Origin of the sequence: Pseudaeromonas paramecii (assembly GCF_039540575.1) — a bacterium.
Taxonomy (GTDB): domain Bacteria; phylum Pseudomonadota; class Gammaproteobacteria; order Enterobacterales; family Aeromonadaceae; genus Pseudaeromonas; species Pseudaeromonas paramecii.
The window spans coordinates 198,969-212,669 of sequence record NZ_BAABFC010000012.1 but is presented as its reverse complement, the minus strand read 5'-3'; the positions used below and the strand labels follow the sequence as shown (position 1 = coordinate 212,669).

Here is a 13,701-nt window from a genome sequence, read left to right as displayed (position 1 = left end):
AAGAGGCGCAGCATAGCATGGGCAGGGGCCGCCTTTGGCCACACAAAAAAAGCCGGCAACAAAAAGCCCGCCAAACGGCGGGCTTCACTGGCCAGGCAGACGTCTTAGTTGACGGCGTCCTTCAGTGCCTTGCCGGCAACGAAGGAAGGCACGTTGCTGGCAGCAATGGCGATTTCCTGACCGGTTTGCGGGTTGCGACCGGTACGGGCGGCGCGATGGCTGACCTTGAAGGTGCCAAAGCCAACCAGTTGTACCTGCTCCCCTTCCTTGAGGGTGGCGGTGATGGCATCGAGCATCACTTCCAGTGCGGCCTTGGCTTGGGCCTTGCTCATATCAGCCTTGGCGGCAATGGCGTCAACCAGCTCGGTTTTGTTCATAGTGAGAGTCCTTATTCTTATGCGGGCATGTGAAAAACGGGTTCAATCTATTCAAAATCGCCAGGGCTGGCAAAGGCTTTCTCCGTCCGGGGCACCCAAGCGGTGCGCTTTTCATCAAGATCTGCCGTCAATATCACACTTAGCCTGCCGCCAAGGCCCGTACCGCCTGGGTTGGTGGTTGCTGCCTGATAGAAAACGCTACCATTAGGGGGCATAGTCAGGATGAGTCACTCAACGAGACGGGAGGCCCCATGGGCTGGTTGCTGGGCTATCTGTTTCTGGCGCTGGGAGTCTCCTTTATCTGCTCCCTGCTGGAGGCGATCCTGCTGTCGCTGACCGGCAGCTACATCCACAAACTCAGGACCAGCCAACCGGCCGCCGCCGCCCGCCTGCACCAGCTCAAACAACAGATCGATCGACCGCTGGCCGCCATCCTCACCCTCAACACCATAGCCCATACGGTGGGGGCCGCCGGGGTGGGAGCCGAGTCGGCCAGGCTGTTTGGCGAGATCTGGATGGCGCCCACCTCCGCCCTGTTGACCCTGCTGATCCTCTATCTGACCGAAATTGTGCCCAAGACCCTGGGGGCTACCCGCTGGCGCCAGTGGGCGCCCCACATCGGTCGCCCCCTGCTGTGGCTCATCCGGGTGCTGTTCCCCTTCATCTGGCTGGCCGAGCGGTTGGCGCACCGACTGGGCCGACCGGTGAACGCCGCCCATTACCGGGAAGAGATCGCCGCCATGGCGGAGCTGGGGCGCCAGGCCGGTGAGCTGGCGGCCAAGGAGAGCCGCATCATTCAGCACCTGCTGCACTTTGCCCACCTCAAGGTCAGCCACATCATGACGCCCCGTACCGTGCTCTACCGGCTGTCGGCGGATCTGCCCCTGGCGGATTATCTGCGCCTGCCCACCCCGCCGCCCTTCACCCGGCTGCCGCTGTTCGAGGGCGAGGTGGACAATATCATCGGCTACGTCCACCAGCAGGATCTGCTGCTGGCAGCGGCCAGAGGCAGGGCGCCGTCCCCCCTGCGCCACTGGCTGCGGCCCCTGTTTGTGGTGCCCGCCACCGCCAGCTTGTCATCGCTTTTTGACTCCCTGCTGGCCCAACGGGAACCCCTGGCCCTGGTGGTGAACGAATATGGCGAGGTGCAGGGGCTGGTGACCATGGAGGACCTGGTCGAAACCATGCTAGGGTTGGAGATAGTCGAGCAGGATGACATGGCCGAAGACATGCAGGCCCTGGCACGCCAGCTGTGGCGCAAGCGCATCCAGGAGCATGGCATCAGCCTGCATTCGGATTAGCAAACTGCTTGTGCCCGAGGCCAACCCACAATACATTAGATTTATCTAATTTAACTGAGGTGCTCCCATGCGAACCCGGTTTTTCTCCCTGATACCCTTTGGTGGCCTGATGCTGCTGGCCTGCATCGGCTCGTCTGCACCCCTGGCGGCCGACGGCCCGGCCACCCTGACCGTCACGTCCCAGACTGAAGCCCGCTGGTGGTGGGTGGATGGTCAGTTGGAGCCGGTGGATCAGGGTACGGTGGCGGCTCAAACCCAGGGCCGCATCACGGCCTTGAACGTGGACGTCAACGACATGGTGGAGGCCGGCGAGGTGCTGCTGGAGATCACCAGTACCGAACAGGCGGCGGGCCTGTCCCGTGCCGAAGCGGCGCTGACCGCCGCCCAGGCCCAGCAGGTAGAGTCGGACAATCAGCTAGTGCGCATGCAGGCCCTGCTGGCCAAGGGCACCGTCTCCCGCCGGGAGTATGACAGCGCCAAGGCCGCCGCCCAGGCGGCCCGCGGCAACGTCAACCAGGCCAAGGCCGCCGTGGTCCAGGCCAAAGAGGCGGTGGGCTACACCCGGGTGCTGGCCCCCTACGCCGGGGTGGTCTCCGCCCGCCATGTGTCGGTGGGCGAGACCGTCTCGCCGGGGCAACCGCTGCTGTCCGGCTTCGCCCTGACCCACATGCGGGTGGTGGCGGACGTGCCCCAACGCCTGCAGGGCCAGTTGCAGACCCAACAGGGCTTCAACCTGCGGCTGGCTGATGGCGAGAACCTGACCCTCACCGACTACCAGATCTACCGCTATGCCGATCCCGCCAGTCATAGCTTCCGCCTGCGGCTGCCCCTGCCGGCCCAAGAGGGCCTGCACTGGCTGCCCGGAGAATGGGTCAAGCTGGGGCTGCCGTTGGGCGAGCGCCAGGCCCTGCGCCTGCCCCAGAGCGCCATCTTGCAGCAGTCGGAGCTGACCGCCGTCTATGTGGTGACCGCCAAGGGCCCGCAGTTGCGCCAGGTCAAACTGGGCGATAGCCGGGACGGCCAAGTAGAGATACTCGCCGGTCTCAGCGCCGGTGAGCAGGTGCTGCAGGATGCCTGGGCCCAGGTGAGCGCCCAAGGAGGCCACTATGCCCCATGAGCCGCAGGTAACCGAAGCCGGTTTGGGGATCGCCGGCCGGCTGGCCCGCCAGTTTCTCCAGTCGCCCATCACGCCGCTGATCTGTCTGGTGGCCCTGCTACTGGGGTTGGGCGCCGTGCTCATCACCCCCAAGGAGGAGGAGCCGCAGATCGAGGTGACCTTCGCCGATGTCTTCATCCCCTTCCCCGGCGCCTCGCCTCAGGAGGTGGCGGATCTGGTGACCCTGCCGGCGGAGCAGGTGATCTCCGAACTCAAGGATCTGGACACCCTCTATTCCTTCTCCCAGCCCGGCGGTGCCGTGCTCATAGTGGTGTTCAAGGTGGGCACCCCGCGCCAGCAGGCCCTGGTGGAGCTGTATAACCAGCTGATGAGTCATCAGGACTGGTTGCCCCAGGGGTTGGGAGTCGGCCAGCCCCTGGTCAAACCCCGCAGCATAGACGACGTGCCCATCCTGGGGCTGACCCTGTGGAGCCAGGACACCCACCTCACGGCCCAGGATCTCACCGCCGTGGCCCACGGCCTGGAGACCGAGCTCAAGCGCCTGCCCGGCACCAAGGACATCAAGACCGTGGGCCGTCACGCCCTGACGGTGCAGGTGCAGCTGGATCCCCAGGCCATGGCGGCCTACGGGGTGAGCTGGCCCCAGGTCTCCGCCACCCTGGGCGCGGCCAACCGCGCCAGCACACCGCTGGACTTAACCCAGGACAACCGGCAGATCAAGGTGCAGGTGGGGGGCTTCCTCCACTCCCTGGACGAGGTGCGCCAACTGGTGGTGGCGGTGCAGGATCAGGCCCCCGTTTACCTGGGGGATATCGCCCAGGTGACCCTGCAGGCCGATGAACCGGGCGCCAACGTCTGGATGAGCAAGAACGGCGCCCTCTACCCGGCGGTGACCCTGTCCATCGCCAAGCAACCCGGCGTCAATGCGGTGGATCTCTCCGCCGCCATTCAAGAACGGGTGGCCACCCTACGCAATCAGCTGATCCCCGCCCAGGTGCAGGTCAGCCTGACCCGGGACTACGGCAAGACCGCCAACGACAAGGCCAACAAGTTGATCGGCAAGCTGATCTTCGCCACCCTGGCCGTGGTGCTGCTGGTGTGGCTCAGCATGGGTTGGCGGGAGGCCATCGTGGTGGGCAGCGCCATCCTGCTGACCCTGGCCCTGACCCTGTTCGCCTCCTGGGTCTGGGGATTCACCCTCAACCGCATCTCGCTGTTCGCCCTGATCTTCTCCATCGGCATATTGGTGGATGACGCCATCGTGGTGGTGGAGAGCATCCACCGCCACCTGGGGGGGCCGCGCCCCCTGACCCAGGCCATCCCCCTGGCGGTGGACGAGGTAGGCGGCCCCACCATACTGGCCACCCTGACGGTGATCGCGGCCCTGCTGCCCATGGCCTTCGTCAGCGGCCTGATGGGCCCCTACATGAGCCCCATCCCCATCAATGCCAGCACCGGCATGCTGCTCTCTTTGGGGGTGGCCTTCATCGTCACCCCCTACCTGGCCCTGCACCTGCTGGGCCACCACGCCCCACCGCCCCATGATCCCGATGGCAGCCCCCTGATGCACAAGCTGCTGGGTCGCTTCGTGCAGGGGCCCAAGGCGCCCCACGCCCGCCGCTGGCTGGGGCTGGGGGTGATGCTGCTGCTGGCCGCCTCCCTGGCCCTGCCGGTGCTGGAATGGGTGGTGCTCAAGATGCTGCCGTTCGACAACAAGTCGGAATTTCAGGTGATGGTGGAGCTGCCCGAAGGCAGCCCGGTGGAGCAGACTCAGGCACTGCTGGCCCAGCTGGCGGACGAGGTGAGCCAGGAGCCGGAGGTCACGGACGTGCAGCTCTACGCCGGCACCTCGGCCCCCATGAACTTCAACGGCCTGGTGCGCCACTACTTCCTGCGCCAGGACGCCAACCTGGGGGATCTGCAGGTCAACCTGCTGGACAAGCACCACAGGGACAGAAGCAGCCATGAGATCGCCCTGGCGGTACGCCCCAAGCTGCAGGCCCTTGCCCAGGCGCACAACGCCCGGCTGCAGGTAGTGGAGATACCTCCGGGTCCACCGGTCTGGTCCCCCATACTGCTGGAGGTATATGGCCCGACCCAGGCCCTGCGGGAGCAGGCCGCCAGCCAGATCGAGCAGATCTTTGCTACCAGCCGGGATGTGGTGGACATAGGCCGCGCCCTGCCGGTGCCGCAACCGCAATGGCAGCTGCATATCGACCGGGCCAAGGCCGCCCGCCTTGGCATCAGCCAGCAGGCCATGGTGCAGACCCTCTCCGGCGCCCTGGCCGGTGAAGATGCCGCCTACCTGCACAGAGCCGGGCAGAAATACCCTGTGCCCATCCGCCTGCGGCTGCCGGCCGGTGACCGGGTGGATCTGCAGGGGGTGCTCTCCCTCACCCTGCCCAGCGCCAGCGGCCAGCCGGTGCCCTTGGGAGAACTGGTCACCCTGAGCCAGGGCAACCAGCCCCATACCCTGGTGCACAAGAACATGCAGCCCATGATCATGGTGACCGCCGACATGGCCGGCCCCTTGGACAGCCCCCTGTACGGCATGGCGGAGATCGCCAGCCAGCTGCAAGATCAGCACCCGGAATGGCCCCAAAGCCTGGTGGGTTCGCCCAAGGGGGTGGATGGGGTGGCCCTGCACTGGGACGGCGAGTGGAAGATCACCTACGAGACCTTCCGGGACATGGGCATCGCCTACGGGGTGGGGATACTGCTCATCTACCTGCTGGTGGTGGCCCAGTTCAACTCCTACCTGGTGCCCCTCATCATAATGGCGCCCATCCCGCTGACCATCATAGGGGTGCTGCCGGGCCATGCCCTGCTGGGGGCCCAGTTCACCGCCACCTCCATGATCGGCATGATCGCCCTGGCCGGCATCATAGTGCGCAACTCCATCCTGCTGGTGGATTACGCCAACCACCTGCACGCCCGCGGCCTGCCCTTGGACGAGGCGGTGGTGAAGAGCGGTGCGGTGCGGGCCAAGCCCATCATACTCACCGCCCTGGCGGCCATGATCGGCGCCCTCTTCATCCTGGACGATCCCATCTTCAACGGTCTGGCCATCAGTTTGCTGTTCGGCATCCTGATCTCCACCCTGCTGACCCTGGTGGTGATCCCTGTGCTCTACTTCCTCTACCTGAGGCGCAAGGAGGCCAGTCAGCCGCCAGCAGAGCTCCCCGCAGCGTGACGCCCATAAGCAAAAGGCCACCGCGAGGTGGCCTTTATGTTGCTGGCTTAAGTCAGAGCGCGGCACTCACTCCAGGCTGATGCCTAAGTTGGAGACGCCACCCTGGGCGGCCCACGCCTTGAGGGTCAGGATCTGCTCGGCATCCCGCGGGTTGCCCACCCGGTTGAGCAGCTCGACCTGGAACTCCAGCTCCGCCTCCATCAGGGGATGGGCGTAGAGGGCCTCCTCTTCGAGCTCCTGCTCCTCCATCAGCTCGATGAAGCCGGCCACCGAGCCCACGGAGGCGTGGCTGGCCTCTTCGGCCTCTTCGCCGATGCGGCAGATCACCGAGTTGTAGGCGGCGCCCAGGGCCACGCAGGCATCCAGGGCCGGATAGGCACCGTAGTGATCCTCCTGACGGGGATCCGGCACCTGTTCCTCGAAGCGCTCTAGAATCGCGCCCAGATCCACCTTAGACCCCTTCTGGGTCAGGTATTGCCAGAGGGCATCCAGGGCGGCCCGGAACGCCAGGCTATCTCCCTTGCCACTGGTTTCGGCATAGAGCACATAATTGGGATACATGCGCTCGGCCAGGGCCAAGGCAAACAGGGTCTGCTGCCAGGGCTGGAACTTGTCCAGCCGCTTATAGAATTTTTCGCCAAACACGCCGCACTCCTTCAAGTAAGGGGCTTATTGTAGTCCATTGGCCCCAAGGGAGGAAACGACTGGCCCGATGACCCTAAGGGTGGCGCTGACGTACCATACTGGGTATGCCGTTGATAAGGAGTTCCCATGTCAGATACCCGCCTGCTGATCCTCAGCCGAGATGAAGCCCACTACCGTCGCCTGCTGCACAAGGAAGCCCTGCCGGGCCTGACCCTGCTGGGCCGCCCCGGCGAGGCCCCCAATGCCGAGCTGGTGGCCCAGGCCCAGCTGCTGCTGGGGGAGCCGGCCGCCATCGCCCCCTGGCTGAAGGAGGCCCGCCAGCTGCAATGGGCTCAATCCACCTATGCCGGGGTGGATGCCCTGCTACAGCCTGGGCTGCGGCAGGACTACCGCCTCACCAACATCCGCGAGATCTTCGGGCCCCTGATGAGTGAGTATGTGTTTGCTCACCTGCTGAGCCTGACCCGGCATCTGCCGCTGTACCGGGAGCAACAAAAGCAGGGACAATGGCAAGCCGTCCCCTATCAGGGGCTGGCCGGCCGGCAGATGCTGATCCTGGGCACCGGCAGCATAGGCCAGCATCTGGCCCGTACCGCCCAGCACTTCGGCATGAAGGTCAAGGGGGTCAACCGCTCCGGTCGGGAAGTGGCCGGCTTCGAGGCCACCTATCAGCCCAGCGCCCTGCCGCGCCTGCTGGCCAAGAGCGAGGTGATCGTCAGCGTGCTGCCCTCCACCCCCCAGACCCGCCACCTGCTGACCCCGGCCCTGCTGAGTCACTGCAAACGGGGCGCCATCCTGTTCAATGTGGGCCGCGGTGATCTCATCGCCAGCGATGCGCTGATCAGCGCTCTGCGCCAGGGCCTCCTGGGGGCCGCAGTGATGGATGTATTTGAGGAGGAACCCCTGCCGGCCAGCTCCCCCTTGTGGCATCAGGCCAACCTGATCATCACTCCCCACAACGCCGCCTGGAGTCTGCCGGATCAGGTGACACGGATCTTTGCCCGCAACTATCGTCTGTGGCAGGCCCAGGCCCCCCTGGAATACCAGGTGGACTTTCGCCGCGGTTACTGAGCATGGCGCAGACGCTGGAGCAGTTGCTGGCATGCATCCGCGCCTGTCGGCACTGTGCCGAATCGCTCCCCCTGGGGCCTCGCCCGGTGATCCGTGCCGCCAGCAGTGCGCGCCTGCTGATCATCGGTCAGGCGCCGGGCACCCGGGTGCACGCCAGCGGCATTCCCTGGGACGATGCCTCGGGAGCCCGTCTGCGCCAATGGCTGCAGATGACCCCGGAGCAGTTCTACGACGAAACGCGGGTGGCCATCATGCCCATGGGGCTCTGCTACCCGGGCCGCGGGCGCCAGGGGGATAATCCGCCCCGCCCCGAGTGCGCGCCCCTGTGGCATGAGTCAGTGCTCGCTCACCTGCCAACGCTGTCGCTCATCCTGCTGGTGGGCCAATACGCCCAGCGCTACTATCTTGGCGACCGCCTGAGCCTCACCCAGCGGGTGCTACAGCCGGAGCGCTACGGCCCCCGCTTCTGGCCGCTGCCCCATCCCTCGCCCCGCAACCAACTCTGGCTCAAACGCAATCCCGCATTCGAGCAAACCGTGCTGCCTCGCCTGCAGCTGCGACTGGGGCAACTGGCGCCCGAGCACCTTTTGTGAAAAAAGTGTGAAAATCCCTCTGCCCGTTCCACCGGCCACGCCTAACCGCCAAATGTAACTTTTTGCTAACAGAGGCAAGCATGGGCTGAAATGAGGCCAATCCGCGGCCTGACAGCGTTGCCGGAGAATTGAGCCGACTTGAGTCCCAGGGGGTCATTCAGAGAGTTTTTTGAGATGAATCCCCTACCAACCAGGCCTAAAAACTGAGAAAACTTGGAATATCTATGGTCAGACCCAGGGAAGCGTGATACAAATCCGATTTCCGGGCGCCCATGCCTTCGTTCGCTTCGCCCGCGTTTTGTGTAGTGCTATAACACTGCGAATTCCGACATACCTGAAGGACACAGGATGAAACGCCTTATGCCGCCGCTGCCGCGCATAGCTGTGGGGGAATTGCCGATTCCTCGTCAGCACCTGTATGCCATCTTGATGTTGGCCGGTTTTTCCATGGCCAGTGTGACCCTGTTGCCCGCCCCGGGCGAACTGCTGTCTGACACGCCCATGATCGTCGATGGGGACGATCTCACCACTGATGTGGCCATGGCCAACACAGATACCGAATACCTCAGCATCCCCGACAACGAGCTGGTAGACAGCGATACCGTGGTGGGTGCGGAAGACGCCGATAGCAATGCCGCCGAAGACGTGGATCCACCCACCATGGATTATGTGGTCAAGGCGGATGACAACCTGTCGGTCATCTTCAATACCCTGAACCTGCCCGCCAAGACCTTGCAAAAACTGCTGGAGGTGGACATTCAGAACTCCCTGATCCGCCTCAAGCCTGGCCAGACCCTCTCCTTCTTGATTGACTCCAAGAACCTGGTGCAGCAACTGAGCATACCGGTCAACGCCACCGATCGCGTGGTGTTCAACCGCAAGGGCGATGGTTACCTCTCCCGCCTGGAAAGCAATACGGATGGCATACCTCAGGTGGCCATGACGCAGCCTCAGCAACAGAGTCAGGCCAGTGTCAGTGACCAGACGAGTAAGCCCAAAGCAGTGACGGCCACCAGCCGGGTGGTGAAAGGGCAGATCCGCTCCGCCTTTGGTACCGATGCCCGCCTGTCCGGCCTGACCGCCAACCAGATAGTCCAGGTGACTCGTCTGTTCCAGGGCCGCATCGATTTTCGGCGCGACCTGCACAAGGGTGACGGTTTCAAGGTGCTGCTGGACAAACCTGCGGCCGCCGGTGCCCCCAACCGCGATGCCAAGGTGTTGGCCGTGGTGTTCTCCACCAAGGGCCGTGATTACAAGGCGTACCGCCACACCGATGGTCGCTTCTACGATGAGACCGCCAGCGGTTTCAGCAGCGGGACCTTCATGCGCTATCCCATACCGTCATTGCGCAAGGTGAGCTCCCGTTTCAGCCCCAACCGCCGCAATCCGGTTACCGGCATAGTGCAGCCCCATAACGGCACCGACTTCCCGGCTCGGGTCGGCACGCCCATAGTGGCCACCGGGGACGGCGTCGTGGTGAAAGCCACCAGCCACCCGGCGGCCGGGCGCTACATCATCATCCGTCACAACGGCAAGTACAGCACCACCTACATGCACATGAGCAAGCTGTTGGTGAAAGCCGGACAGAAGGTGAAGCAGGGGCAGAAGATCGGTCTGTCAGGTAACACAGGGCGCTCCACCGGTCCGCACCTGCACTATGAATTCCGCATCAACAATCGCCCGGTGGATCCCATGCGGGTGGACCTGCCGGTCAACAGCTCCATGGGCGGCAAGGAGCGCGCCAGCTTCCTGGCCAAGGTGAAGGAATATAATCGCCTGTTGGCCAGCTAAGTAGCCGAGTTGAAAAAGCCGACCTGATGGTCGGCTTTTTTTATGGGCGCCGGCTGGCCGGTTAGCCATGATAGGCGCGAGACTGGCGCTGTACCTCGGCGATGAAGTGGCCGGCCCGCTCGGGATCCACGTCCTGATGGATACCATGCCCCAGGTTAAACACATGGCCACAGCCCGGGCCAAACTCCGCCAACAGACGCGCCACCTCGGCGGTGATGGTCTCGGGATCGGCATACAGCACCGACGGGTCCATGTTGCCCTGCAGGGTCACCTGCTGTCCCACCCGAGCCCGGGCATCGCCCAGTGACTGCGTCCAGTCCAGCCCCAGGCCATCGCAACCGGTGGCGGCCATCCGCTCCAGCCACTGCCCCCCCCCTTTGGTGAACAGGGTGATAGGCACAGGGCGCCCTTCGGCGTGGCGGGTAACCCCGGCTACAATCCGCGCCATGTAGTCCAGGGAGAAGGTCTGATAGGCCGGCGTGCTGAGCACGCCACCCCAGGTGTCGAACAGCATCAGGGCCTGGGCGCCGGCCGCCACCTGGGCATTGAGATAGAGGATCACGCTGTCGGTCAGCTTGTCCAGCAAGGCATGCAGCAGCGCGGGTTCCCGATACAACATCTGCTTGATCAGGGTGAAGGTCTTGGAGGAACCCCCTTCCACCATGTAGGTGGCCAGGGTCCAGGGGCTGCCGGAGAAGCCGATGAGCGGCACCTGCCCCTTGAGCTCCCGGCGTATGGTACGCACCGCATTCATCACATAGCCCAGCTCGCCCTCGGGATCCGGCACCGGCAAAGCCGCCACATCCCGCGCGCTGCGTACCGGATTGGCGAAGCGCGGCCCTTCGCCCGAGCCAAAGGAGAGTCCCAGGCCCATGGCATCCGGGATGGTCAAAATATCGGAGAATAAAATGGCCGCATCCAGCGGATAACGGCGCAGTGGCTGCAAGGTGACCTCACAGGCCAGTTCGGCATGGCGGCACAAGGCCATGAAGTCCCCAGCCTGGGCCCGCACGGCCCGGTACTCCGGCAAGTAGCGGCCAGCTTGGCGCATCATCCAGATGGGAGTCTGATCCACCGGCTGGCGCAACAGGGCTCGGAGATAACGATCATTAAGCAGTGGCGTCATGGCAATATCCTGCGTCACGTAAAAGGCCAGTCATTCTAACATCCATGCCACAAAAATGACGCCTGAGGTGGAACTCTGCTGTTTCTGACAGGCGAAGACTGATAAGAATGTGATGCACCACTATTGATCCCAGGGTGCTGAATCTTTACTAATAACCGTAACAAGGTTGTTACATCAGGAGGCACCATGCTGACCAAGCTCGAACAAACGCAACGCCGGCTCGCCGGCCAAAATAGTGCTGTGGATGCTTGGCTTGCCGCCCGTCGAACCCTGCTGATACGGTATATTGCGCTGACCAAGAGTAAGAGCCTACCCAGCGCCCCCGATATTCAAGATTTTTGCCAGCACCTGGTGGACTATGCCTCCGCCGGCCATTTCGAAATCTATCACTACGTGGTGGAAGCCTTCGAACATGCCAGCGGTCGGCGGCTCTCCCTGGCCAATCGCATCATCCCGCGCATCGAGCAAAACACCGAGCGCCTGATGGCCTTTCACGATGCCTACGGTGAGATCAAGGAGGATGATGAGAGCCTGATGGATCTGGATGAGCACCTTAACGAGCTGGGTCCCTTGCTGGAAGAGCGTTTCCGGCTGGAAGATCGGCTGGTGGCCGTGCTGGATCTGCTGGATGCACTGAGTGAAGCAGAAGTCACCCAGGCTTAACCTCGACCTCACTTCCACCTACACTTGGGGAAGTCCCTTACGAGAGCATAGTCATGGTCGATCGACGTCGTTTTTTCCGGGTGGTCTTCTCCACCCCCGCCCTGCTGAGCCAAGGCGAGCAACAGTGGCCCACCCGATTGCTGGATTTGTCGCTGCAAGGTGCCCTGGTGGAGCGTCCGTTGGACTGGCCCCTCGAGGCCAGCGGGCGCTATGAGCTGAGGTTCTGCCTGGCCGACTCAGACATAGAGCTGCGGATGGAGGTGGAGCCCACCCACGCCGACCCCAGCCGGCTGGGTCTCTACTGCCATCACATTGATATCGACAGCGCCTCCCACCTCAAACGCCTCATTGAACTCAACGTGGGGAGTGGTGAGCTGCTGCAGCGGGAGCTGGCTCACCTGCTGGAAGAGCATCTGGAACACGAAGCCAGCCAGCGGTCCCACGACTAAATCAGCTCCAGGGCCTCGGCCAGGGTGCGCACCGGCAAGATCTCCATGTCGCCAACCCCCTGCTTGGGGCGGTTGGCATGGGGGATGATGGCCCGGCGAAAACCATGTTTTGCCGCCTCCTGCAACCGCTCCAGCCCGGACGGCACCGGCCGTATCTCCCCCGACAGGCCCACCTCACCGAAGGTGATGAGATCCTGCGGCAGGGGCCGGTCGCGAAAACTGGAGACCATGGCCAGCACCAGCGCCAGATCCGCACTGGTCTCCTCCACCTTGACGCCCCCCACCACATTGATGAAGACGTCCTGATCGGCCATCTGGATGCCGCCGTGCCGGTGCAGCACCGCCAGCAACAGCGCCAGCCGGTTGTGCTCTGTGCCCACCGCCAAGCGGCGCGGATTGGCCAGCGGCGAGCCATCCACCAAGGCCTGCAGCTCGACCAACAAGGGTCGGGTGCCTTCCCAGACCACCATGACCACGGAGCCCGGATTGTTGGCCTCCCCCCGGTTGAGGAAGATGGCGGACGGGTTACTCACCTCCCGCATGCCTTGGCCTGTCATGGCGAACACCCCCAGCTCGTTCACCGCGCCGAAGCGGTTCTTCTGACAGCGCAGGGTGCGAAAGCGCGAGTCCGAGGCCCCCTCCAGCAGCAAGGAGCAATCCACGCAGTGCTCCAGCACCTTGGGGCCGGCCAGGGTGCCGTCCTTGGTGACGTGCCCCACCATGAAGATGGCCACCTGCTGCTGCTTGGCAAAACGGGTCAGCTGGGCCGCCGCCTCCCGTACCTGGGAGACGGAACCCGGTGCCGAGCTGACATCCGCCACGTGCATCACCTGGATGGAGTCGATGACCATGATGGCCGGCTTCTCCTGGGCGGCCAGATGGCAGATCTGCTCGACGCTGGTTTCTGACAGGATGCGCAGCTTGTCGGTGGGCAGGTGAAGGCGATTGGCGCGCATGGCCACCTGCTGCAAGGACTCCTCGCCGGTGACATACAGGGTGGGCATACGAGCCGCCAGGGCGCACATGGTCTGCAACAGCAGGGTGCTCTTGCCGGCACCGGGATGGCCGCCAATCAGGATGGCCGAGCCCGGCACTATGCCGCCGCCCAGCACCCGATCCAGCTCGGAGAAGCCCGACCCCAGCCGCGGCAGATCCGCCAGCGACACCTCGCTCAAGGTCTGCACCTTGCCGCTGAGCTCACCGGCATAGCCACTTTGCCGAGCGCCCTTGCTGACGGCAGCCGGCCCCAGACGCACCTCGCTGATGGTGTTCCACTCCTTGCACTCGGTACATTGCCCCTGCCAGCGGGCGAATTCCGCCCCGCACTCGCTGCAGACAAAGGCCACCTTGTTGCGGGCCATGCTCTCATCCTTCT

At 63.9% G+C, this 13,701-nt stretch carries 12 protein-coding genes; 8 read left to right on the top strand and 4 right to left on the bottom strand.

Annotated elements, in window-relative coordinates:
• Window positions 1–104 precede the first annotated feature (104 nt).
• Complete coding sequence (locus ABD847_RS09600) at window positions 105–377, bottom strand: HU family DNA-binding protein (RefSeq protein WP_345012381.1); 273 nt, start codon at window positions 375–377, stop codon at window positions 105–107.
• A gap of 251 nt (window positions 378–628) precedes the next feature.
• Between ABD847_RS09600 and ABD847_RS09595 the strand changes: the two genes are divergently transcribed.
• The 3 genes from ABD847_RS09595 to ABD847_RS09585 all read left to right on the top strand — a co-directional run bounded on the left by ABD847_RS09595 (window position 629) and on the right by ABD847_RS09585 (window position 5,988).
• Window positions 629–1,678, top strand: coding sequence for a CNNM domain-containing protein (locus ABD847_RS09595; RefSeq protein ID WP_345012378.1), 1,050 nt, complete (start codon window positions 629–631; stop codon window positions 1,676–1,678).
• Window positions 1,679–1,745: 67 nt separating this feature from the next.
• Window positions 1,746–2,795, top strand: coding sequence for an efflux RND transporter periplasmic adaptor subunit (locus ABD847_RS09590; RefSeq protein WP_345012376.1), 1,050 nt, complete (start codon window positions 1,746–1,748; stop codon window positions 2,793–2,795).
• Window positions 2,785–5,988 (top strand): efflux RND transporter permease subunit, encoded by a 3,204-nt coding sequence (locus ABD847_RS09585; RefSeq protein ID WP_345012374.1) that lies wholly within the window; start codon window positions 2,785–2,787, stop codon window positions 5,986–5,988. The genes ABD847_RS09590 and ABD847_RS09585 overlap by 11 nt, the downstream gene beginning before the upstream one ends.
• A 66-nt stretch (window positions 5,989–6,054) precedes the next feature.
• Here the strand turns inward: ABD847_RS09585 and ABD847_RS09580 are convergent, their stop codons facing one another.
• Window positions 6,055–6,633 carry a YjaG family protein gene (locus tag ABD847_RS09580; protein WP_345012371.1) on the bottom strand — a complete coding sequence of 193 codons (579 nt, stop codon included), beginning with the start codon at window positions 6,631–6,633 and terminating at the stop codon, window positions 6,055–6,057.
• 126 nt (window positions 6,634–6,759) lie between these two features.
• Between ABD847_RS09580 and ABD847_RS09575 the strand changes: the two genes are divergently transcribed.
• From ABD847_RS09575 to ABD847_RS09565, 3 genes are all read left to right on the top strand, one after another.
• The gene (locus tag ABD847_RS09575) at window positions 6,760–7,704 is read left to right on the top strand and encodes a D-2-hydroxyacid dehydrogenase (RefSeq protein ID WP_345012368.1); all 945 of its coding nucleotides are present in this window, start codon (window positions 6,760–6,762) and stop codon (window positions 7,702–7,704) included.
• A gap of 2 nt (window positions 7,705–7,706) precedes the next feature.
• Window positions 7,707–8,297 carry a uracil-DNA glycosylase family protein gene (locus ABD847_RS09570; protein WP_345012365.1) on the top strand — a complete coding sequence of 197 codons (591 nt, stop codon included), beginning with the start codon at window positions 7,707–7,709 and terminating at the stop codon, window positions 8,295–8,297.
• Between the two features lie 348 nt (window positions 8,298–8,645).
• Window positions 8,646–10,088, top strand: a complete 1,443-nt coding sequence (locus ABD847_RS09565) for a peptidoglycan DD-metalloendopeptidase family protein (protein WP_345012363.1) — start codon at window positions 8,646–8,648, stop codon at window positions 10,086–10,088.
• A 61-nt stretch (window positions 10,089–10,149) separates the two neighbouring features.
• Here the strand turns inward: ABD847_RS09565 and hemE are convergent, their stop codons facing one another.
• On the bottom strand, window positions 10,150–11,214 hold the full coding sequence (gene hemE, locus ABD847_RS09560) for a uroporphyrinogen decarboxylase (RefSeq protein WP_345012361.1): 1,065 nt from the start codon (window positions 11,212–11,214) through the stop codon (window positions 10,150–10,152).
• A 186-nt stretch (window positions 11,215–11,400) separates the two neighbouring features.
• Here hemE and rsd point away from each other — a divergent pair, with 186 nt between their 5' ends.
• Together rsd and ABD847_RS09550 are read left to right on the top strand one after the other, a co-directional pair.
• Window positions 11,401–11,877: a sigma D regulator gene (rsd, locus tag ABD847_RS09555; protein WP_345012358.1), complete on the top strand. Its 477-nt coding sequence runs from the start codon at window positions 11,401–11,403 to the stop codon at window positions 11,875–11,877.
• A 53-nt stretch (window positions 11,878–11,930) separates the two neighbouring features.
• The gene (locus ABD847_RS09550; RefSeq protein ID WP_345012356.1) at window positions 11,931–12,326 is read left to right on the top strand and encodes a PilZ domain-containing protein; all 396 of its coding nucleotides are present in this window, start codon (window positions 11,931–11,933) and stop codon (window positions 12,324–12,326) included.
• On the opposite strand, the gene radA is transcribed toward ABD847_RS09550, so the two are convergent.
• The gene (radA, locus tag ABD847_RS09545) at window positions 12,323–13,687 is read right to left on the bottom strand and encodes a DNA repair protein RadA (protein ID WP_345012354.1); all 1,365 of its coding nucleotides are present in this window, start codon (window positions 13,685–13,687) and stop codon (window positions 12,323–12,325) included. The two genes, ABD847_RS09550 and radA, sit on opposite strands and share 4 nt — an antisense overlap.
• Window positions 13,688–13,701 lie beyond the last annotated feature (14 nt).